This window comes from Gemmatimonadaceae bacterium (genome assembly GCA_037721215.1).
GTDB lineage: Bacteria > Gemmatimonadota > Gemmatimonadetes > Gemmatimonadales > Gemmatimonadaceae > UBA4720.
Genome location: JBBJNV010000005.1, coordinates 113,022 through 134,515, shown reverse-complemented (window position 1 = coordinate 134,515; position 21,494 = coordinate 113,022). Strand labels below are relative to the sequence as shown.

Here is a 21,494-nt window from a genome sequence, read left to right as displayed (position 1 = left end):
AGTGCGCGGGTTCCGGGTAACAAAACGGGTCCGCCTTCCCGATGCGGACCCGCATTCAAAACGGAGAGAGAGGGATTCGAACCCTCGATACGCGTTTCCACGTATGCCGGTTTAGCAAACCGGTGCCTTCAGCCTCTCGGCCATCTCTCCGGGAGGTGTCGCAACGTATTGAAACAGCAGGGCTTTCTCAACCCCGGCGTCGGCACGAATCTGGCCTGTGCGACTACCAATGAGTCGACTATCGCGGAACTCTGTCATACTCGCGGCCGTGATGCTGTCGCTTGCCTGCGCACCCCGTGGCTCATCGCGCGTGTCGCCGGCAGTGCCGGACCAGTTCTGGAGCTCGCTTACCGAACTCTGCGGCAAAGCCTACACGGGACGGCTGGTGCAATCCGTTCCCCGGGATACGACATTCGAAGGGAAGTCGCTCGTGATGCATGTGCGTCGCTGTACAGGGACGGAAATTCGGATTCCATTCCACATCGGATCAAACCGTTCGCGCACTTGGGTGATTACGCGGACCGGCACTGGATTGCGACTGAAACACGATCACCGCCATACCGACGGATCAGAGGACCGGATAACGCAGTATGGTGGTGACACTCGACACCCGGGCGTCCCAGGCGTTCAGGAGTTTCATGCGGATTCGCTGACCGCATCGCTCATTCCCGCCGCGATCACGAATGTCTGGACGCTCGAGATCAGAGGCGGCGAAACATTTGCTTACGCTCTTCGACGAGAGGGAACCGAGCGGCAATTCCGCGTGGAATTCGATCTCACCCGCAGTGTGCCGCTACCGCCGGCGCCGTGGGGCGCCAGCCCCGATTGAGGCAGAGGTTGAGAAACAAATTAGTTCAGGCCTGAATAAAAGATGGCATTCACCGGGCGCGTAAAATTGCTATCGGCCCGGTATCCGGCTGCGTTGCCTGAATGCGATCAAATTCCGAATGCCGCTACTTACCCGCAGAAAAAATCTGCAGAGCGGCGATCTGACTCCAATGCAGCATGATCTCGTTTCCGGGCACCAGCTCTATCCGACGAAATGCATCGGGCTTCGTCTCGAGGAGCTCGATCAGCTCGTCAATCGGCTGCGACCCGAGCTGGAGTTGATGCCCTCCGACGAGATACAGCTTTGCACCGGTAATCTGTTTTGCCATTGCGCTACCCAACAGGCATTTTTGTGGCCACTGATTGGCTGGGCTGGCTTGAGTGATGGACCGATAAGCCGCCAGTCGTACCTCAGCGGCCCTGCCCCGCCCCGATATGTGAGCTCTCCGGCTCTTTCTCTGCGCTCTATCCGGTCTACCCACTCGGCGTCCTGAGCCACTGCGTGATCCATGTTACTCACGTCCAGGGCAAATAGGCGAACCTGGCGACTGGCTGATGGTGCATATTTGTGCATATAAGATGTAGTCGGGGATCAGGTGCTGCCGCGGTAATGGTCCGCGGTGGCGCATCGTACATGCATCTTCCACAAGTTATATCGGCCCCGATGGACTGCGATGCGTGCTCATCCGCGCATGTGCATGCTGTCCTGAAACAGGCGGTTTGGACCATGAGCAGATGTTGAAAAAGTCCGAAATAGTTCCCGGGAATGCCCCGCTCCACGAGGCAATTGTTGCTCTCGAAGCAATGCTGAGGGAAATGCGGCTTTGTGACGAGATATCGGTAAAACTGTTTGGAGTCACTGCGGCGCAGTTGCGATTGCTATGCGAGCTGGCGGTCACGGATGAGCAATCGGTGACGATGCTGAGTGCGGCGCTCAATTCGAACCAGAGCACGGTTTCCGAACTGCTGACAGCTCTGACCAGGAAAGGCCTGACCCTCAAGCGTCCGGTCGCAACCGACGATCGCGCTGTGGCAGTCAAACTCAGCGGGCGGGGCAGGAAGATCGCCCTGAAAGCTCAGGGGGTGGGGCGGCCTCTTCTGATGGGGGCGTTATCTGAAATGCCTGTCAGCGGCGTCGCGACTCTGGTTGCATCGGTGAGGCGGCTGACCAACGAAATGGAAGCGCAACGGGACCGGCTGGCCCGCCCATAGCTGCAAAGTTCAGAGCGGCGCCCCGACACGCGTAAGGCTCCGCGCGGTCGTAGCGTCAGTCGCATGAGAGGAGCGGCGGGGGATTGCTCGAACGGAATGTTGGCGTAATCCGATGCCGACAGTTATATATCGGCGCCGATGCAAAATCTTTCTTCTGGCCTCCACAGCGATGCGGCAGGTAAACGCAGGAACGAAGCGCTGCGGGCCGATGTCGCCCGACGGCTCCGCAACGTCTGCCGTGACTGGCCGGACGAAGATTTTGCAAGGATCGTAGACAAGATCACGCGCACGGCGATCAAGTATGCAGCGCCATTGCGGCTTGACGAGTAGCTGCATTGCGGCGAGCGTTGTCGGCGTCTTGTTATCCTCATGCTGCGTTCCGCTGGCGATGACAGGGCGCCGAGGCAGAGCCCCGGCTGATCAAGTACAGCGAGTCAGGAACCGGCGGTCACATGCTTCTTCTGTGCATCGAACGCAGCCAGTGCCTCCTCATCACCGCTTCTTGTATTCCTCCGTGTGCCATTGCTTTAGCTCAGCGATGGCATTAACGACCAGCGGATTTCAAGAATCCGGTCGCTGAACCGGTCGACCACCGCTTGCGATGGCGTACACTCCGCCAAGCCGTTCGTAAAGGGCTTGCTCTGGCATCGTTTCATTCTCCCTGAATCACGAGCTGAGTTGATCAACTGAGCTTCGGCGCTGCGTGCGCTAGTTCACGGCAATCCTGCCAGAGATGGACGTGCCGTGAATCCGGCAGTGGTAAGGGTACGTGCCAACCGCCGCGAAAGTCCGTACACAAGTACCATTCGCCTGCACGCCTGAGGCAATCCCGTGGTCAAAAACCACCTCGTGCTCCAGCCATCGGGGATCGGAGTGGTCTCGAGTGCGCGCCCTGTGCATGATGATGCGGGGCGTTGAGAAACAGAACTTGAGGACGATCACTTCGGCGCTGCGCGGAGTGTTTCGCGACGATCCAGCACGCGTGCCGAGTTCCTGCGTCTGGCGCACGCATCGTCCGAGAGTTGTTGAGTACGCCGATTACCGCAAGACGCGCCAGCTGGCGCCGGGCGCGTAATGGCACGCTCGTGTGCATCGTCGCTTCGGCGCAGATTGGTTGCTTACCGCGGGCAACCACCCAGGCGGTGACGATCCGGGCTTTTGCATTTTCGCCGTCGGCAGATACGGTGCGGGTGGGCGACACACTCGTATGGCGAAACCGGGACCTCGTGCCGCATACCGCAACGGCGCGAGATGAGACGTTCGACTCCGGAAGTCTCGAGGCTGATGCTTGGTGGCGCCTCATCGCGCGTACCCCGGGGGTGTATCCGTACATCTGCACTTTTCACCCGGCCATGGCTGAACGATCGTCGTACGCTGACGCGTCGTCCGCACTATCCCCCTAAACACGTTATCGACAGGAAACTCTCATGACGAAACTCTTGCTGCCAGCTTCCCATCATCCTCGCTCTGGCCGCCTGCAGCGGCACTGAAACTGACCGGACACAGAGCGGGGAAATTGATACTGCGTTGGCCCCGGCCTCAGCGCCTGAGACCGCCCCGCGGCATCCACCTCGGTTCCGGCCGTTACCGATCCCCAGATCGCCGCGATCGTTGTGGCGGCCAATAATGTGGCCATCGAAGCCAGCAGCTCGCGGGGTCGAAGCATCCGATCAAAGGTCAGGTCGTTCGCCCGGCAAATGGTCACCGACCATTCCGCGGTGAACAAGGCGGCCACGGCACTTGTTACGAAACTCGGCGTCACGCCCGAGGAAAACGCGACGAGCCGTCAGCTCATCGAGGCGGGTACGCAGAACCTCAAGACGCTGGAGGGAAAGTCAGGCAAGGACTTCGTTCAGGCGTACATCGACAACGAAGTCTCGTACTACCAGACCGTGCTGGACGCGCTCGACAACACGCTCATTCCGAATGCGCAGAACGCGGAGGTCAAAGCCCTGCTCGTGCAGACTGGGCCGGCGTTCGTCGCGCACCACAAGCTTGCTCAGGACATCCAGAACTCGCTTAAGCGCTGATAGATGGCTTGTATCATTGTACAAGGCGATGTGCGGGCGGTGAGCTTGGAACGGGCCTCCGCATTGCCGCCTCGTGGCTCACCTCGAAGCGACCCCCTTGGCGCTGTGAGAAAAATTGTATGGTCGAGACGCAATCGGTTTGGGTGCCGTAGCCTTGACAAAATTGTTTTTTTGTATAGCCTAATCCACGCTCGGTTGGCGGACCAAGGCTACTCGCTTTTCAGGCGCTGAGGAAAACAGCTGAGCGGCGGCCTCAAGATTGCAACCCGGCTCGAAATTAACCGACCCGGGCATCGACCCGTGGGCTCTTAAAGAGAGGTCAGAGTTGGCGAGTGATGACGGTGGAGACGCGAAGGTAGCGGCCGCAGTCGCGGTGACGGCTGCAATATTTTCGCCGCGCGTGCGTGAGCTGCTGCGCCGAGGTGCCGTTCAGGGGCTTGCCGGCGCGCTCAAGGCGGGTGACGCGCTTGCCTCGTTTGCGCGCGGAGTGAGTCATGGTATTCAGGAGTCCACCGAGCCACCCCGTCCGGCCGTCAATTCGTCTGCTGCGACTGGAGAAGGGGTACCCGTGGGCGTACCCATTGCCCGAGCTCCCACACCACCTGTCGGGGCAACGGCCACCGGTGCGGGAGATAACTCTGCGCCGGGGGTTCCCATGCGTCCGCCCATCAAGGTGCGGCGTCGTGGAGCGAAGACCGCGAAATCTGCCGCGAAATCAAGGGCCGCGCCGACGGATCAAGGAAACCCACGAAGTGGCGGATGACTGAGCGCGGGCCTGCTGCTGAGAGTGTAGCTTCACCAGTTCCTCCAGCTGCTGCCTCATCCGGGGATGCCGCGCGGGAGCTTGGAGAAAACGTCGGTCGTTTGGCCGCCCTCACGCTGCGGCGGTTCCGGTCATTGGCTGTCGCCGGTCTGGCAACTGCCAGGGCGCCGACCGCGTCCGGAGCCTCCGAACCAGCCGGTTCTCCCGAAAGCGGGCCCGCAAGCGCCCCGACGCCTGCCGCGACAGCACGTGCAGAGGAGATCATAAGCCGCGCTGCTGCTCAGTTCAGTGCGGTCGCAGCTACTGGCGCCGACCGTTTGAACAGGGCGGCGGCACTTGCCCGCGAGGAGGCGGAGGACATCTGGGTCGACGCAGAAGAGCTTCGGCGGCGCTCTTCCCGCACCGATGCCAGCGACATGCCGTGAGCTCGATCCACCGGTGAGGCCAATCCCGCGACCCGAAGCTCTGGGTGCCGCATCAATTCATAGGTAAGACCGCTGTCGCGACGTAGACCGCTGTCGCGGCACGTGAAATGACCGCCAGCGCAGTTGCGGCCGATCCGCGTCTGGTGCATCGCGCCTGCGGTCGGGTGCGGGTGCATCTTCCCGGATGGACAGGAGCTGCTCAGGCGACGCTGGAAGCTCGTGTGTGTCGCGAGCCTGGTATTCGCAAAGTCCGGGCGAACTCGCTCACCGGCAATATCCTCGTGCACTTCGATCCCGAGCTGACCGACGACCTGCGCGTACTTTCAATGCTGCGCAGCACCCGCCTGTTCGCCGAGGCCCACCCTGCACGGGCCAGCGATGACGGGCATAGGGATGTTGCGGTGCTTGCCGGGCGCCAGCGATCCAGCCGCCGGGTTCGCGCCGATGTCGTTAGTGAGGCTGCGAGAACGACTCCGCACGCTGCTAAGAGCGAGATGGTGCCTCCTGGTGCACTTCGCACTGACGATCTTCGTCGGAGCGCGACGCGCACTGCCGGGGCGGCGCTCGGACTTGCGATGCTGTTCGGACGACGGCTGGCCGGGGCCGGCGGGCCCCCGGTCACGTCGGGCGCACCCGCCGTAGTCGCTGGCACTATAAGCCTGATCCAGAGCTTCCCCGCGCTACGCGAAAAGGCTCACGAGCGGCTCGGTCCCGAGGCTGCCGAAGTGCTCTTCGACGTTGCAAGCATCGTAAGTCTCACGCTCGCCGGCGGCACCTTTGGGCTACTGCTCAACGGCCTCACGGCCGGACGACTTCTCAGTACTGCTATTGCCGGCCGCGCTGCCCGGCGGCGTTTCGAGGAGAAGCTGGAGCAAGGGCCCGCACCCGTTCCAGGCGCCATAATCCGGCTCGAAACCGGCGAGCGGCTCCCGCTCCCCGGTACCATCGCGGACGGCGTGACGACCTGGATCGGCGTGGACGGCCTGCCGGTTGCCGTGGAACCCGGCGGCCGCATTCCCGCTGGCCAACTGCTCCTTAGTGGACCGTGCGCGGTGACGTTAGCCCGCCCGCTACGCAATGCTCTGCCTGCGCCGCGCCCCTTGCCCCCCCCAGAGCCGCGCTATGACCGCTATCGGCGAACATCGGGGTGGGTGTCGCTGGCCTATGGGGGCGTCACCGCGGTGGCGTCTCGCTCACTTGAGCGCACGTTTGCGGCGCTTCTCCTGGTCAACCCCCGCGCAGCACTTACCGGCGAGGATGCGGCAGATAGCGGAGCGCTGGCTCGCGTCCTGCGCGCCGGCGTGACAGTTGTCGACCCCGGAGCGAAGCACCTCATGCGGCTTCCTGACGCCATCGTCCTTGGCAGCCCGCGTTTGCTGGCGAGCGGGATTGAGCTTCACGCCGCCGTGCCGGTCTCGGGCACCGATGCCGCCGAAGTCACTGCCCTCGCTGCTGCCGTTGCCGCAGCCGCGGAGGCGCCTTGGAGCGCCGCTTTTCGAAATGTCGCCAGGACAGCGGTGTCGGTGGAAGACGGTCACTTTGACGGGGTGGTTGGCAGCGCTACGCGCGACGGCGTGCGGTATACGCTTCGAGCCGCTCGCGAGAGCGATCGAATTGCTGCATCAATCCGCCTGCAGCATCGCGAAGATCAACTGCTGGTCCTCCGGCGGGTAGGGCAGCGGCGACCACTTGGTGTGCTGGCAATTCGTCCCAGAATCTCCGAGCGCGCCACGGACCTTGTGCGGACATGTGGCGAGCGCGGAGTCCAGCTAGCCCTGCTCGCCGCAGGGGACTCTGCGGCGGCGCAGGGGGTTGCGGCGCGGGCAGGAATTGCTTTGGCCCCAGATCCGGATGCAGTGTCCGTGATCTGTCGGTGGCAGGCGGAGGGGCAGCGAGTAGCGTTTGTTGCGGACACGCCCGACGCGGCTCCCGCGTTTGCCGCCGCTGATCTCGCGATTGCGGTAAACAGGGGGCGGTCACCGTTCGCTGCCGGCGTCGACCTGTTGGCGCCCGATCTCGGTGCCGTTGCATGCATTGTCGAGGCGGCGGCACGGCGCGACCTGGCGGCGCGCGACTCGGTGGGTCTCTCTGCCCTGGCCAACGTAGTCGGTGCTGTGTGGGGACTTCGCGGCCAACCCCCCATGGCACTGGCGACGCTGCCCGTCAACACCGCGGCGCTCACTGCGCTTGCGGCAGGATGGGCACGCCTGCGCGGAGGCGAGCGAGCCACGTCCGTTGTGGGGGAGACGGCCGATCCCCGTCCGGAGAGATGGGGACGGCAGAGCGCCGAGGAAGTACTCCGCGTATTCGAGACCACGGACATGGGATTGTCCAGCGTAAGCGCCGCGGCGCGGCTAAAGGTGATACCGTTGGCCCGCCGCCCAAATCCGCTCCTCGTTGCCGCCCTCGACCAGATCAAATCGCCCCTAACGGCCATCCTTGCGGCCGGCGCCGGACTCTCACTCTTCCTCGGCTCCCCTGCAGACGCGGTCATGATTGCAGCAATGCTCGTGGCCAATGCAGCCGCAGGAGTCTGGCAGGAGCTGCGCACGGGTCAGGCGGCAGATGCCCTGGAGCAAATGAGCGCACCAACAGCGCGCGTGTTGCGTGATGGTCACCCCAGCTCGCTCCCTGCCGGCGAGATCGTTCCGGGCGACGCGCTGCTCCTCGCCCGCGGCGACCGTGTGGCAGCCGACGCGCGCCTCATCGCTGCGCACCGGCTGGAGGTGGATGAGGCGTCGCTGACCGGCGAGTCGTTGCCAGTTTCCAAGACACTCGTGGGCGCTCGGGAGGCAGACCGGGTAGTGCTCGCTGGGAGCGACGTCACTCTCGGCACCGGGCAGGCCGTGGTCACCGCCGTAGGGCCGGATACGCTAATGGGCGCAGCTATCGCCGCGATGGCCGCTGGCAGCCCCTCCCGGCAAACGCCGCTAACGACGCGGCTGCACCAGATGCTTCGCCAGGTGCTGCCGATCGCAGGGGCGGGTGGCGGCATCGTCGCTGTGTCGGGCCTGTTGCGCCGCGAGCCGGCCCTCCCAAGCCTAGCCCTCGGCGCCACCGCCGCACTCGCGGCGGTGCCGGAGGGACTACCGCTCCTGGCGTCGCTTGGCGAGGCTGCGGTGGCCCGGCGTCTCGCGGCTCGCAATGCGATCGTCCGACGCCCCTCCGCAGTCGAGGCACTGGGGCGTGTCGACACCGTTTGCGCCGACAAGACCGGAACCATGACCGAGGGACGGCTCGCGCTCGCGCTCATCGCAGACGCGGAGCGTGAGCTTCGCCTGCCTGGCGACCTCCCGCCGGAACTGCAACTGGTACTCGTCACGGCCGCCCTTGCTGGCCCGCACCCAGACGCGCCGGATGCCGATGTCGACCCAACAGACGCTGTTGTCGCCAGAGCTGCGGACACCGCCGGACTTGGCGACGCCGTGAGGGCAGCCCGCGCTGCGGATCTGCCTTTCGAGTCGGCGCGCCTTTTTCACGCGTCCATCGTCGAGAATAGACTCTGCGCCGAGGGCGCCGCTGAAGCTCTTGCTCCTCTATGTGACCGCGTGCGACGCGGCGGTGTCGACCACTTCCTCGACGACGCGGGCAGGGAGGCGCTGCTCGATCGGGCGCAGCAGCTCGCCGCACAGGGGCTGCGGGTGCTCATGGTTGCCGAGGGCGCGGCGCAGGTTCCGCTCCAGGAGCCACACAGCCTGGTCGCGCTCGGCTTTCTGGGGCTGGCAGACCCATTGCGCGCCGGTGTCCTGAACGCCGTGCGGCGCTGCCACGCGGCAGGTATCCGCGTAATCATGATCACCGGCGATCACCCGGCAACGGCCCGCGCGATTGGGCGCGACGCGGGGCTCGTTGACGACGAGGGACTCGTTCTTACCGGTGCCGACATCGTCAACCTCGAGGAGCGCGAGCTTGACATGATGCTCGAGCAGGCGACGATCATTGCGCGCGCTACCCCGGTTGACAAGGTACGTATTGTCGAGAGCCTTCAGCGACGCGGGCACACCGTAGCCATGACGGGCGATGGTGTAAACGACGCGCCGGCGCTGCGCTTGGCGGACGTGGGCGTCGCCATGGGGCGGGGCGGGACTGAGGTCGCACGCCAGGCCGCTGATGTGGTGCTCACTGACGACGACTTCGCTACGCTGGTTGAAGCGTTCGTCGAGGGGCGCACATTCTGGCGCAATATCCGCCGGTCGCTCGGGCTTCTCCTCGGGGGGAACCTGGGCGAGCTCGGCTTGGTTGTGGGGGCCAGCCTCCTCCGACTCGCATCGCCGCTGACGGGTCGCCAGATCCTGATGATGAACCTCATGACCGATGTGCTCCCGGCGCTTGCTGTCGTGCTCGCGCGGCCGAAGCACCATGACCTTGCAGCGCTCGCTCGCGAGGGCGCATCGGCGCTCGGCAAACCGCTTCGGAACGAGGTGTTCGCCCGCGGCGGCGCGACGGCTGTGCCATCTTTGGTGATCTATCTCATTGCGCTCCGCGCCAAGGGTGCTGCAGTTGCCCAGACCGTCGCCTTCGCGAGCATCGTCTCCACCCAGCTCGCCCAGACGCTCGACGCCGGTTCCAAGGAAGGGGACGCGGGCCCGTCGATCCACCGCGTAGTCGCGGGTACGGCTGGCGTACTTGCGGCGATGCTCATTCTGCCGGCCTTCCGCGCCTTTGCGGGTCTCGTCGCGCCGACTCCGCTCGGATGGGGGCTGATCGGTGCAAGCACTCTCACGTCGGTGATGCTCGCCCGCACGTTCGCTGTAGACCCTGTTTTCAATGCGGTCGGTCCCACCCCGCTGAAGGAGATGGCCGAATCCGTTCCAGGAAGGGGCGCGGACGGGCCCACGCGAACAGAGGCGAAAAATCTGTGACTTCGATCAGCACCCTCGAGTGCTTTTGCATGAACTTTGGAGCGAACCAGGACAGCTTCGGGCTTGCATGACGGAGGGTGAGGGACTCGAACCCCCAAGCGGTTGCCCGCGCCAGTTTTCAAGACTGGTGCAATAGCCATTCTGCCAACCCTCCCGTACTGCAATCCAGACTCGCGGAAGCTATGCGCGATACACTGGATTCTCAACCTTGCAGGCCGTCAGGGAAACTGTATGGGAGCCCATAGATTTCCGGCCAGCAGCCCGCGGTGCTCTAATGCCGGAACTGCCGCTGGCCCGTAAACACCATCGCAATGTTCTTTTCATCGGCCGCTCCTATCACCTCCGCATCCCGCACCGAGCCGCCCGGCTGAACGATGGCCGTGATGCCGGCTTCCGCCGCCTGGTCGACGCCGTCACGGAACGGAAAGAAAGCGTCCGACCCCAGCACGGCTCCAATGGTCTCATGGCCGGCAATCCGGGCTTTGTGAACCGAAAGAAATGCCGCGTCCACTCGCGACATCTGCCCCGCGCCAATACCGATCGTCGCGCCGTCCCGTGCAAGCAGGATTGCATTTGACTTAACGCTGGCCACCGCCCGCCACGCGAAGCGCAGATCCACCTGCTCATCTTCGGTCGGTTGCCGCTTCGTGACGACGGTCCACTCAGCGGTCGACGTCTTTGTATTCGCACGCTCCTGAACAAGGAATCCCCCGCGTACGCGCTTGTAGTCGAGCGCATGGTCCTTCCACACCGCCCTGCCTTCAAGCACACGCAGATTCTTCTTCCGGCCCAGGATCTCGAGCGCTTCGACGCTGAACTCGGGCGCGACAATGCACTCGACAAATAGACTCGATACAGCCTCCGCCGTTTCAGCGTCAACCGCTACGGTGAGTGAAATTACCGACCCAAACGCCGACAGTGGATCGCAGGCAAGGGCCTTACGGTATGCGTCAATCGCGGTCGATCCCGTTGCAAGTCCACAGGGAGTGGTATGCTTGATGATTGCGCAGCAGATCTCACCCTCGAAGGAATCTGTCGTCAACAGCGCCCCTTCGAGGTCGAGGAGATTGTTGAATGACAACTCCTTGCCGCCCTTCTGCGTCAGACCGGCAAGGCCGTTGCCGCTCGGTTCGATGTAAAAAGCGGCCCGTTGCCCTGGATTCTCGCCGTAACGGAGCGTCTGCGCACGATGGAGTGATACAGTCGTCCGATCTGGAAACTCCTCCGCGCGCTCACACGCGAACCACCTCGAAATCGCCGCGTCATATCCGGCAGTGTGCGCAAAAACCTTCTCGGCCAGCAATCGGCGCAGGTCAACGTCGTCGTCATTGGCGGAAAAGGTTGCGAGGACACGGCCATAATCGGCAGGGTCTACAACGACGGTCACCGAGGCGAAATTTTTTGCTGCCGATCGCAGCATTGACGGTCCGCCAATATCGATGTTCTCGATAACAGTCTCGGCCTTCACACCCGGCTTCGAAGCGGTCGCTTGAAACGGATAGAGATTCACCGCCACCAGATCGATCGGCGAGATACCATGTTCCTCGGCCGCGGCCACATGTGCGGGGATGTCCCGCCGGGCAAGCAATCCGCCATGAACCAGTGGATGAAGCGTTTTCAACCGGCCATCGAGAATCTCGGGGAATCCGGTAAGCTCGCTCACATCCCTCACTGACATTCCCGCCGCCCGCAGCGCCTTGGCGGTCCCGCCCGTGGAAACCAGCTCCCACCCCATACCGGTCAGTCCCTGCGCGAAATCGACGAGACCGGTTTTGTCGGAAACAGAAAGAAGGGCAAGCGGCATGTCAGAAGTCGGCAGAATATTCGGAATCATTGAGCGCGGCCACCATATCGACCACGCGAGGATATACGAGATGTTCGATAGCAAGCACGCGCCTGGCCAGTGACTCGGCCGTGTCATCAATCCGCACGCGCATCTGCCATTGAGCAATTACAGGCCCCTGATCAAACTCATCGTCAACGAGATGAACCGTGACCCCTGTCATGGTCGCACCAGATGCGAGAACGGCTGCATGCACCCTCGCGCCGTACATGCCGGCACCGCCGAAATCAGGGAGCAATCCCGGATGGATGTTCACGACGCGCCCGTGAAACGCGGCTATCACAGAAGGAGGGATTCGTTTGAGGTAGCCCGCCAGTACCACCAGGCCGATAGAGAAACGTTCGAGCAGATTCAGGAGCGCACCACCGTCATCGGTTGCGTCAAAAATCTCCGCCGGAATGCCGGCGGCCCGGGCGCGGAGTAACGCTCCGGCCGAGTCACGGTTTGCCGCGACGAGAGCCACTTCGGCGGTCGCTGACGGTCGTTGGGCATAAAAGTCGAGAATGGCCTGGAGGTTCGTGCCCCCGCCAGACGCGAGCACTGCGATACGAACTGACATGCCGCGATTCTACCGCGCCGAAGCGGTCCCAGTAAGAGTCAGACCGGGCCCGATACACGAACTTGACAACCCGTGTCCCGAGAGTAGCGAGGGCCCGCGCCACACATCACGCGTTGGACCCGCTATTCATCAGCGGGCGGCAAGATACCAGTCGAGGACCTGGCCCATTGATTTCGCCACGCATGCTGTTTCACCGGCAAGATCGATCTCACTGCGAGGAGTCTCCGGGCTCGGCACCAGCACGCCAGTGCCGCCAAACGCAATGCCCGGCGCGATGTCACGCCAGCGATCCCCGATGTAAAGCGAGCAGCCCAGGTCGATGCCAGGCCGCTCCCTGGCTGCCTGCTCGAACAAGGCTCCTCCCGGCTTTCTGCAATTGCACAAGTCGTCCGGCGCATGAGGGCAGTAATACGACGCATCGAGATGAGCGCCATGTACCGCAAGCATTTCTTCAAGATGTATCACCAGCCGCTCGTAGTCAGCGATGGTGAAAAATCCTCTGCCGATTCCTGACTGATTAGTGACGACGATTACCGGAATCGAGGCTGCATTGATGCGGGCAATTGCAATGGCGGCACCATCGATGAGCCGGACCTGATTGAGCCGCGAGATGTAATGACCATCCTCGATGATGGTCCCGTCACGATCGAGGAATACGGCGCTGGGCGGTTTGTTCAGAACTCTTCTGTGCCGAGCGCGGAGACCACCGCGCGAGTGAAGGCTGCATCGTCGCTGACGGGAACGGTGCGCATGTCGAGAAGGACTCTGTCATCGGCGATGCGCGCGATGACCGGAGTGGCGCCGCTTCTGAGTGCAAGCTCGATCGCTTTCACGTCACCGGCGAGTGAAACTCCGGCCGAAGGGATTGCAGCCGTCGGAAAAGCTCCGGCGCCGACACTGGCAACCGTGTCGACAACCGCGCCGCATACACCCGCGCCGGTCAGCGCCGTGACCAGTTTCGAGCAGCGCGACCGAACGCTCGCGACGCTGGCGGTGATCATCGCCAACGCTGGAATCTGGCTAATGGCGAGCTGAGGTTCACGATACAACGCGAGTGTGGCGCCGAGGGCGGCGATCGTCAGCTTGTCGACCCGCATTGCCCGCGCGAACGGATCCTGCCGCAGTCGGTCAATAGCACGCGCTCGGCCGACGACGATCCCCGCCTGCGGACCACCCAGCAGCTTGTCACCGCTCATGAGAACGAGCGTTGCGCCAGCCGCCAGAGCCATTCGTGCCGTCGGCTCGCCGCTGAGGCCGTATTCCCCGAGGTCCAGCAGCAGCCCGCTGCCAAGGTCATGAATGATGGGGATATCGTGCTCGCGCGCGATCGGCGCCAGCGATTGCACGCTGGTGTCGGCGACGAAGCCGGAAAGCGCGAAGTTGCTGCGATGAATTTTCGCGATGGCACCGGTTCGCGGCGTGAGAGCGCGGCGATAGTCGTCAACGTGAGTGCGGTTGGTCGTGCCGACTTCGACGAGCGCGGTGCCGCTCCGCTGCATGATGTCGGGCACGCGAAAACTACCGCCGATCTCCACCAGCTCACCTCGCGAAACGATCGTTTCACGCCCGCGGGCGAGCGCACTCAGTGACAGCACCAGTGCCGATGCACAATTGTTCACCACAATTGCGTCTTCGGCGCCCGTCAGTTCGCGCAGCAGCGATACACAGTGCACGTAGCGAGAGCCTCGCCGCGCTTCAGCAAGATCGTATTCAAGATTCGTGAACCCGGCGGCTGTTTCCACAATCGCGGAAATCGCGCATTCGGCCAGGGGAGCGCGACCAAGGTTGGTGTGCAGGACGACGCCAGTGGCGTTGAATACCCGTCGAAGTGATGAGCGCGTGGATGTCTCGACCTGGCGGTCAATCGCGCTGTCCCAATCGGTGCCTGATTGATGGCCCCCCGGCGCGTCGCGAACCAGCTGCACGGTCTGCCTGACAGCGTTTACAATGAGACTCCGCGGATGGCGTTCGAGCAGAGAGCGAACATGCGCTGTTTCGAGCAGGGAAGTCACGCTCGGTAGCGCCCGCCGCGCATCAGTCATCTTCGGACGGGCGTCGGCTTCGGTATTTCGCGGACTGGCGCCGGCGGCTTCGCCGCAGGCGGCGAAACGGCAGGAGGCAAGGGAATCGTGGCGGTGCGCTCGCTCGATCTCGCTACTCCGACAAGGCTCCTGATGTCGATTGCGCGAACGCGATAATCGATGCCAGCGCGGAGGGGAGCACCGAGTGCAACGACGAGTGTTCGCGGGGGCACCGGTTTCGATGGCCGTGTCGTTTCTACAATAACGCCGGGGGTCTCGAACACAGAGTCACGCGCCTCCGCAGCCGACCTCACGCTCACCACCGGCAACCGGGTGGAGTCGGGTGCAGTCACAGTCACAGACGCGGCAGTGAAAGCCGCCGGGACAAGAATCGGCCCGTCGAAATTCAATACCAGCGTCACCGAATCGCGAATTGAAACTTCAGAAATGCGCGGTCCGACTGAATCGTGGACAAACGCCAGCAGCTCGACACTCGCGGAGTCGGCAAGGCTGATGGCAACTGAATCCCACAGTTCACGCTGGTCGAGACCGCGGTTGGCGTTCTCGTCGAGAAAGCCCCGCACTGTGTACAGGCCCGACGGAAGGTGTGGAAACAGGAACCGTCCGAGGGAGTCTGTAGTGGTCACATAGATGAAACTTGTGTCGGGTTGCGACACTGCCTCCACGACGGCGCGAGGTGCAACCGCGCCCGCCGGCCAGTTGAACAATCGTCCCGTAAGCCGTGTCTGCGGTATCGAGCGGCCGGTCGAAAAAATCGTCACTGCGCCTGTGTTCCTGACATTGCCGCGGATGTCGGACATTCCCGGTAACAACGTTACGGTGTAGGTGGTGTTTCTCCGCCAGCCTTTCTGCGGTCGAACGGCCACCTCGTCCCGATTCCAGTCCACTTCAGGGGTTCCCTGACGTGGGGAAATCAGAAAGAGTGCTGCGAGAGAGGCTGCGCCGACGGGTCGCTCATTGACTACCTCGTCAAATCGAAAGATCACGTCCCGCGGAGTGACGCCGGTACGCCCGCTATCGGGGGCAATCCGTACTACCTGAGGCGCGACGGTGTCAGGAGGCCCCCCGGGCGGCACGCCTGGGGACGCGCAACCGCCTATCGCTACGAGCGCGGCGATCGCGCCTGAGATCACTCGCACAGTGACTTCACTTTCAGGACCAGCTTTTCGCGCCGTGCCATCCAGTCCGCCGCCTTGTGTCGCTCGGCGGCGACTACATCGGCGGGTGCACGCTCGGTAAACCCAGGGTTTTCCAGCCGGGCCGTGAGTGAATCGAGCTGTTTCTGAAGCTGGGCCAGCTCTCTGGTCGCCTTTGCGGATTCCTTCGGAATGTCGATGAGGCCGGCCAGCGGCACGAGAATCTGCGACCCGCTGCCAAGCAACAGTGATGCGCCCGAAGTCGGGGACGCGCCCTCCCCGGATTCAGTTTCAGCCAGGGATAGATCGCACCGGGCGAGCCGTCGTATGAATGCTGCCTCCTCCGAGAAAATCTTGCGGTCGAGCTCTGCGTTAGCGTTACCGGCGGTTACCAGCGATGCCGCAATCACATCACCTGGAGTAACCGCATAATCAGAGCGCAGCTGCCTGATGGCATTGATTGCCTCGCGAACGAGCTCGAACTCCGGTTCAGCGCCAAAGACAGAATTCTGTACGGGCCATGCAGCTTTCGCGAGCCATTTCTCCCGCGTTCCATTTCCGCCAGGCAACCTGCGCCAAAGTGTTTCGGTAATAAACGGAACTATCGGCTGGAGCAGCCGAAGCGCCGCGTCGAACGCGTGGATGAGAACAGCGCGTGCCACGTCTCGATCAGCGCCTGGCGTGGCAAGCCGGACTTTGGTCGATTCGAGATACCAGTCGGCGAGATCGTTCCAGACAAATCTTCGGGCGCTCTCAGCGTAGTCGCTGAGTCGCAGGCCGGCGCGAAGCTCGGCTTCAGTCCAATGGCCATCGCGCGGCCGCACGGGTCCGAGTGCGGCATCGCATTCGGAGATCGCGACGTTGAGGCGGCCAAGTATCCACCGGTCAGCACGTGCGAAGCACGAGACATCGATCGATTCGACATCATCGACGGCATCATCGCCGACATTTGCAAGCAGGAACCTCCCAATATTCCAGAGCTTGGTCGCGAAGTTTCTCCCCGGGCCGAACGATCTTGCGAGGTCGTTCGGATCGAGCATCAGATCGGCGCCAACACCAAGGCCCGAGATCACCGTATAACGCAACGCATCGGCGCCGTACAGGGCTACAACGTCCAGCGGATCGATGCCGTTGCCGAGTGACTTCGACATCTTGAGGTGGTTCATGTCCCGCACGGTTCCGTGCAGGTAGATCGTGTGAAAGGGCGCATCTCCCATGAACGCGTAGCCGCCCATGATCATTCGGGCTACCCAGAAAAAAAGGATCTCGGGCGCCGTGACGAGATCATCGGTAGGATAGAACGCCTTGAGATCGGCGGAATCCCTGTCCGGCCAACCGAGTGTCGAAAACGGCCACAGCCACGACGAAAACCAGGTGTCGAGGACGTCCTCATCCTGGCGCGTTGTTCCCCCGCAGTGAGGGCACGCGTCGACGTCATCCCGGCTCACAGTGGTCTCGCCACAGCCGTCGCAGTACCACACCGGAATGCGGTGGCCCCACCACAGCTGCCGCGAAATGTTCCAGTCGCGAATGCTCTCGAGCCAGTTGATGTAAACGGCCTCGTGCCTTTCTGGCAGAATGCGTATCCGCCCGGATCGCACAGCTTCGAGCGCAGGTTCAGCGAGCGGTTTCATCTTCACGAACCACTGGTCCGACAGCCGCGGCTCGACAACCGTGTCGCAACGATAACAGTGTCTCACCGCGTGCGAATGCGGCTCTGTCTTTTCGAGCTGGCCTGCTTCGCGCAGCAGCGAGACAATCCGCGTCCGCGCCTCGAAGCGGTCGGCGCCGAGAAGCGATGCAGGCACCCGTCCACCGGCGTCGGCACCATTCATCATGGTGGCATCGGGTGAAATCACGACGGGCATCGGCAGAGAATGACGTTTGCCCATCTCGAAATCGTTGAGGTCGTGGGCAGGCGTGATCTTGACCGCGCCGGTTCCGAACGAAGGGTCAACACCCTCGGCGTCGGCGATTATCGGGATCTCGATGTTGGCGATTGGCAGCAGCAGCGTGCGCCCGATGAGGTGCTGGTAGCGATCATCATCCGGATGGACGGCCACCGCAACATCGCCAAGCATGGTTTCAGGCCGCGTAGTTGCGATCGTTATGCCATCTGTCTCGCTGCCGGGAGTGGAATACCTTATGTGATAAAGGTGGCCCATTTCATCTACGTGCTCCGCTTCTTCATCGCTCAGCGAAGTAAGACAGCGCGGACACCAGTGAATCACGCGGTGTCCGCGGTAGATCAGTCCCCGCTCGTGTAACTGAACGAAGGCCTCGCGCACCGCGAGCGACAGTTCCGGTGACAGCGTGTAAGCCGTGCGCGTCCAGTCACATGAAGCTCCGATAGCTCGCAGCTGATCGAGAATCGTACCACCGGTGGCTTCGACAAAAGCGGTGGTTCTTTCAACGAAAGCCTCGCGGCCGAGGTCGAAGCGCGTGCGTCCCTCGGCGGCGAGCTGCTTCTCGATCACATTCTGGGTTGCGATGCCGGCGTGATCTGTTCCCGGCAGCCAGAGGCACTCGTCACCCTGCATCCGCCGCCATCGTGCCAGTACATCCTGGACGGAATTATTGAGGCCGTGCCCCATGTGCAGAACCGCCGTCACATTGGGCGGCGGCATCACGATCACGAATGGGTTGCGACTGCCGCCCGAACCTCGCGACCGGCTGGGCTGTGCCGTGAAAACGCCGGCGTCCTCCCACTCCCGAGAGAGCGCAGCCTCGACGGCGGCCGGATCATACTGTGCCGGCAGATCGCTGCGCGGAGGATTATGGGTCATCTCATGCGCAAGTTAACCGCCGCATTTTCCTGCTGTAAGACCGCGGCGGCCAACTGTCAGCGACAACTGCTGGCGCCGCTACTCGTCGGGAACCACGTCGGTTGGCGCGTCGAGCGGGTTGGCAACGTGGTCGCTCTTGGGAACCCCGCCCGGTGCCAGTGGCGATCCGTCTGAGCGCCCGCGTTTTGGCGACTGCTTCGTTCGCGCACGTCGTTCCGCTTTCGTTTCGCCTTCATCATCGGTATCGAGAAATACCTGGTCGAGTACAGATTCCTCGAGCTCGACGCGAGGATCATCATGCCGGTCGATGTCGGCCGACGATCCCTGCCGGCTGCGGCCGGTCCCGATGTTCTGTCCTTCCCAGTGGCCTTCGGTTAGGGCGGCATCGCCGTTCTCGTAACGATCAGCGGTTTCCTGAAGCAGTTCTTCCTCCGACCGAATGGCGAGCCGGTTGACGACCGTCTCCACGCCCGGCGTTCCGCGTGTGACGACAACCGCGTGATCTGCTTCACTTTCCGAATTCACCCATCCCGTCAGTTCAACGATTCCGTCGTCGATCGCGCCAATATCCACTGCACGCTCGCTGAGAACCGGATCGTTGCGGAACGCCTCGAGCACGCGCTCTTCCAGCTCTTCCGTTGGCTCGAGGGGTTCATCGTCTGCCTCGTCGTCGTAGCCATCGTCGAACGCATGAGCATCAAGAGACGGCTCGGAATCACCCATTGCAGCATCGCCGGTAATTCCGCCCAGCCGATCCTTGAGTCTGGATGTTAAACCCGACAAACCGCCGTACTGTTGCGCAACGACTACACCTGCCGCAAAACCGGCAAGCGCGCCGAGTGCTACGTAAAGTGCGCCTGTGGCAGAAGATTCTTCGTCGCGATATCGAAAGGGAGACATGTCAGCAAACCCTGTGGCTAATGGTATTCTCGAAGGATAGCTTAACGGGGAGCAAGATAAAGGCCACCCAGGATACAGAACTTTCGATGTCTGCAATGCTGACACTCACCCTCCCCGACGGCGCGACGCGCCAGGTAGAGGAGGGAACTTTGCCGCGCGATGTGGTAGGCTCGATTGGCCAGCGGCTGTTGCGTGATGCCCTCGCGGTCGAAATCGATGGCGAGGTACAGGATCTCGTCACGCCCATAAGAAGGGGAGGTGGCTTCAAGGTTCTGACGTCGAGGGACCAGCGGGCACTCGACGTACTCAGGCATTCGGGTGCGCATATTCTCGCGACAGCCGTTCGACGTCTGCGCCCCGACGCCAGGATTGGCTTTGGCCCGTCGATCGAAGATGGCTTTTACTATGACTTCGAAGTCGCGCAACCGTTCACTCCGGAAGACCTCGACAGGTTCGAGGCCGAGATGCGGAAGGTCATCGCCGAAAAGTTTCCATTTGTCCGCGAAGAGGTGGGCCAGGAGCGCGCGAGGGACAGGTTCGCCGACGATCCGCTCAAGCTCGAGCGATTGTCGGAGTTCCCGGAAGACGAAGTTATCTCGACATATACCGACGGACCCTTCATCGATCTCTGTCGCGGCCCTCATGTACCCGACACTTCGTATCTGAAGCATTTCAAGCTGCTGCACACCGCTGGCGCGTACTGGCGCGGCGACGAGAAGCGGCAGATGCTACAGCGAATTTACGCGACCGCGTGGTTCAACAAGGAGGATCTGGAGGCGTACCTCCACCGGCTGGAAGAAGCCAAACGGCGCGACCACCGAACGCTCGGACAACAGCTTGACTTGTATTCGACTGATCAGCGCGTTGGCCCCGGGCTCATCCTCTGGCACCCGCGTGGCGCAATCATCCGCAACGAGATAGAAGCCTACGAGCGCGATCTCATTCTGCGTCACGGATACGATCTCGTCTACACACCGCATATTGTGAACGAGAAACTTTTCGAGATCTCAGGGCATCTCGAGAATTTCAAGGACGGCATGTTCAGCGCGATGGACATCGAGGGGTCGGCATACCGTCCCAAGCCCATGAACTGCCCCGGCCACATCTGCATTTTCCAATCGCGCCCCCGCTCCTATCGAGACCTTCCGATACGGTACGCGGAGTTTGGAACTGTCTACCGGTATGAACGAAGCGGAGTTCTGCACGGAATGCTGCGGGTACGCGGCTTCACGCAGGACGATGCACACGTGTTTTGTACCCAGGAGCAGGTGCCATCCGAGATCGAGCGGCTGCTCGATCTGGTCGATGAGATGTTGCAGGCGTTTGGTTATCCCTACACCATTGAGCTTGCAACCCGCCCCGAAAAGGCCCTCGGCAGCCCTGAGTTCTGGGAGCGCGCGCAGGACACGCTTGCCGGGGTTTTGAAAAAGCGCGGCAAGGATTACGAAGTCGACGAGGGCGGAGGCGCGTTCTACGGGCCGAAACTGGACTTCAAGCTGATCGATGCCATCGGGCGGAAGTGGCAAGGCCCGACGGTGCAGCTCGACTTCAATCTTCCCGAGAGATTCGAGCTCGAATACACTGGTGCCGACAACTCGCCACACCGCCCGATCATGCTGCATCGCGTGCTTGTCGGGTCGATGGAGCGATTTGTCGGTGGCCTTATCGAACACTATGCGGGCGCCTTTCCGCTGTGGCTCGCACCCGAACAGGTGAGGGTCATTCCGGTTTCCGACGACGCCGCGGACGCCGCCGCGTCAATCGTGGAGCGTCTCAAGACCCGAGGCGTGCGGGTGCACCTCGACGTCCGCTCAGAGACGCTCAACTACAGGATCCGCGACGCCGAAACGCTGAAGATCCCGTACATGGCCATCGTCGGGCGCAGGGAAGCGGAAAGCGATTCACTGGCGCTGCGAGTGAGAGGCGCGGGGAAGAAGCAGGAAATCATGACGGTGCCGGATTTCGCGGCGATGGTGGAAGATCAGATTGCAGGCAGGGCTTTGAAGCCCTGACGCTGAACGGGCCCGCACTCATCGAGCGGCGCCGGCTTCGATCAGATTAGCTTTGAAGGTGTCGCCATCGAAGCGAGATCGCGGCACCACTCACGA

Annotated in this window: 17 protein-coding genes and 2 tRNA genes; 9 read left to right on the top strand and 10 right to left on the bottom strand. The window is 62.5% G+C overall.

Annotation, left to right across the window (positions count from 1 at the left end):
- Positions 1–61 precede the first annotated feature (61 nt).
- A tRNA-Ser gene (locus WKF55_03945) sits at positions 62–150 on the bottom strand.
- 79 nt (positions 151–229) lie between these two features.
- Here WKF55_03945 and WKF55_03940 point away from each other — a divergent pair.
- The gene (locus WKF55_03940) at positions 230–829 is read left to right on the top strand and encodes a hypothetical protein (protein ID MEJ7758726.1); all 600 of its coding nucleotides are present in this window, start codon (positions 230–232) and stop codon (positions 827–829) included.
- A 124-nt stretch (positions 830–953) separates the two neighbouring features.
- Here WKF55_03940 and WKF55_03935 read toward each other — a convergent pair whose 3' ends face one another.
- Positions 954–1,157, bottom strand: coding sequence for a hypothetical protein (locus WKF55_03935; GenBank protein MEJ7758725.1), 204 nt, complete (start codon positions 1,155–1,157; stop codon positions 954–956).
- 406 nt (positions 1,158–1,563) lie between these two features.
- Here WKF55_03935 and WKF55_03930 point away from each other — a divergent pair, with 406 nt between their 5' ends.
- The 7 genes from WKF55_03930 to WKF55_03900 all read left to right on the top strand — a co-directional run bounded on the left by WKF55_03930 (position 1,564) and on the right by WKF55_03900 (position 10,120).
- Entirely contained in the window at positions 1,564–2,040 is a 477-nt protein-coding gene (locus WKF55_03930; protein ID MEJ7758724.1) for a MarR family transcriptional regulator, read from the top strand.
- A 138-nt stretch (positions 2,041–2,178) separates the two neighbouring features.
- Entirely contained in the window at positions 2,179–2,370 is a 192-nt protein-coding gene (locus WKF55_03925; GenBank protein ID MEJ7758723.1) for a hypothetical protein, read from the top strand.
- Positions 2,371–3,065: 695 nt separating this feature from the next.
- The gene (locus WKF55_03920; GenBank protein MEJ7758722.1) at positions 3,066–3,443 is read left to right on the top strand and encodes a cupredoxin family copper-binding protein; all 378 of its coding nucleotides are present in this window, start codon (positions 3,066–3,068) and stop codon (positions 3,441–3,443) included.
- 195 nt (positions 3,444–3,638) lie between these two features.
- A complete protein-coding gene (locus tag WKF55_03915) occupies positions 3,639–4,070 on the top strand; it encodes a DUF4142 domain-containing protein (GenBank protein MEJ7758721.1) in 432 nt (143 codons plus the stop codon).
- 325 nt (positions 4,071–4,395) lie between these two features.
- Positions 4,396–4,833 carry a hypothetical protein gene (locus WKF55_03910; GenBank protein ID MEJ7758720.1) on the top strand — a complete coding sequence of 146 codons (438 nt, stop codon included), beginning with the start codon at positions 4,396–4,398 and terminating at the stop codon, positions 4,831–4,833.
- A complete protein-coding gene (locus tag WKF55_03905) occupies positions 4,830–5,258 on the top strand; it encodes a hypothetical protein (GenBank protein ID MEJ7758719.1) in 429 nt (142 codons plus the stop codon). Before WKF55_03910 ends, WKF55_03905 begins: the two co-directional genes overlap by 4 nt.
- Before the next feature lie 107 nt (positions 5,259–5,365).
- Positions 5,366–10,120 carry an HAD-IC family P-type ATPase gene (locus tag WKF55_03900; GenBank protein MEJ7758718.1) on the top strand — a complete coding sequence of 1,585 codons (4,755 nt, stop codon included), beginning with the start codon at positions 5,366–5,368 and terminating at the stop codon, positions 10,118–10,120.
- Positions 10,121–10,191: 71 nt separating this feature from the next.
- On the opposite strand, the gene WKF55_03895 is transcribed toward WKF55_03900, so the two are convergent.
- From WKF55_03895 to WKF55_03860, 8 genes are all read right to left on the bottom strand, one after another.
- Positions 10,192–10,274 (bottom strand) — tRNA-Ser (locus WKF55_03895).
- A gap of 117 nt (positions 10,275–10,391) precedes the next feature.
- Positions 10,392–11,954 (bottom strand): bifunctional phosphoribosylaminoimidazolecarboxamide formyltransferase/IMP cyclohydrolase, encoded by a 1,563-nt coding sequence (gene purH / locus WKF55_03890; GenBank protein ID MEJ7758717.1) that lies wholly within the window; start codon positions 11,952–11,954, stop codon positions 10,392–10,394.
- A complete protein-coding gene (locus tag WKF55_03885) occupies positions 11,926–12,522 on the bottom strand; it encodes a phosphoribosylglycinamide formyltransferase (GenBank protein ID MEJ7758716.1) in 597 nt (198 codons plus the stop codon). The genes purH and WKF55_03885 overlap by 29 nt, the downstream gene beginning before the upstream one ends.
- 129 nt (positions 12,523–12,651) lie before the next feature.
- On the bottom strand, positions 12,652–13,200 hold the full coding sequence (locus tag WKF55_03880) for an HAD-IIIA family hydrolase (GenBank protein ID MEJ7758715.1): 549 nt from the start codon (positions 13,198–13,200) through the stop codon (positions 12,652–12,654).
- The gene (gene selA / locus WKF55_03875; GenBank protein ID MEJ7758714.1) at positions 13,197–14,564 is read right to left on the bottom strand and encodes an L-seryl-tRNA(Sec) selenium transferase; all 1,368 of its coding nucleotides are present in this window, start codon (positions 14,562–14,564) and stop codon (positions 13,197–13,199) included. The genes WKF55_03880 and selA overlap by 4 nt, the downstream gene beginning before the upstream one ends.
- Complete coding sequence (locus tag WKF55_03870; protein ID MEJ7758713.1) at positions 14,561–15,703, bottom strand: Ig-like domain-containing protein; 1,143 nt, start codon at positions 15,701–15,703, stop codon at positions 14,561–14,563. Before WKF55_03870 ends, selA begins: the two co-directional genes overlap by 4 nt.
- On the bottom strand, positions 15,694–18,486 hold the full coding sequence (locus WKF55_03865) for a valine--tRNA ligase (protein ID MEJ7758712.1): 2,793 nt from the start codon (positions 18,484–18,486) through the stop codon (positions 15,694–15,696). Before WKF55_03865 ends, WKF55_03870 begins: the two co-directional genes overlap by 10 nt.
- 78 nt (positions 18,487–18,564) lie before the next feature.
- Positions 18,565–19,386: a BON domain-containing protein gene (locus WKF55_03860; protein MEJ7758711.1), complete on the bottom strand. Its 822-nt coding sequence runs from the start codon at positions 19,384–19,386 to the stop codon at positions 18,565–18,567.
- A 95-nt stretch (positions 19,387–19,481) separates the two neighbouring features.
- Here WKF55_03860 and thrS point away from each other — a divergent pair, with 95 nt between their 5' ends.
- Positions 19,482–21,398 (top strand): threonine--tRNA ligase, encoded by a 1,917-nt coding sequence (thrS, locus tag WKF55_03855; protein MEJ7758710.1) that lies wholly within the window; start codon positions 19,482–19,484, stop codon positions 21,396–21,398.
- Positions 21,399–21,494 lie beyond the last annotated feature (96 nt).

What these genes read in the sequence shown, in the direction of transcription:
- WKF55_03940 (MEJ7758726.1), top strand. Translation starts at nt 230, where the DNA reads ATGAGTCGACTATCGCGGAACTCTGTCATACTCGCGGCCGTGATGCTG.
- WKF55_03935 (MEJ7758725.1), bottom strand. Translation starts at nt 1,157, where the DNA reads ATGGCAAAACAGATTACCGGTGCAAAGCTGTATCTCGTCGGAGGGCAT.
- WKF55_03930 (MEJ7758724.1), top strand. Translation starts at nt 1,564, where the DNA reads ATGTTGAAAAAGTCCGAAATAGTTCCCGGGAATGCCCCGCTCCACGAG.
- WKF55_03925 (MEJ7758723.1), top strand. Translation starts at nt 2,179, where the DNA reads ATGCAAAATCTTTCTTCTGGCCTCCACAGCGATGCGGCAGGTAAACGC.
- WKF55_03905 (MEJ7758719.1), top strand. Translation starts at nt 4,830, where the DNA reads ATGACTGAGCGCGGGCCTGCTGCTGAGAGTGTAGCTTCACCAGTTCCT.
- WKF55_03900 (MEJ7758718.1), top strand. Translation starts at nt 5,366, where the DNA reads ATGACCGCCAGCGCAGTTGCGGCCGATCCGCGTCTGGTGCATCGCGCC.
- purH (MEJ7758717.1), bottom strand. Translation starts at nt 11,954, where the DNA reads ATGATTCCGAATATTCTGCCGACTTCTGACATGCCGCTTGCCCTTCTT.
- WKF55_03885 (MEJ7758716.1), bottom strand. Translation starts at nt 12,522, where the DNA reads ATGTCAGTTCGTATCGCAGTGCTCGCGTCTGGCGGGGGCACGAACCTC.
- selA (MEJ7758714.1), bottom strand. Translation starts at nt 14,564, where the DNA reads ATGACTGATGCGCGGCGGGCGCTACCGAGCGTGACTTCCCTGCTCGAA.
- WKF55_03865 (MEJ7758712.1), bottom strand. Translation starts at nt 18,486, where the DNA reads ATGACCCATAATCCTCCGCGCAGCGATCTGCCGGCACAGTATGATCCG.
- WKF55_03860 (MEJ7758711.1), bottom strand. Translation starts at nt 19,386, where the DNA reads ATGTCTCCCTTTCGATATCGCGACGAAGAATCTTCTGCCACAGGCGCA.
- thrS (MEJ7758710.1), top strand. Translation starts at nt 19,482, where the DNA reads ATGCTGACACTCACCCTCCCCGACGGCGCGACGCGCCAGGTAGAGGAG.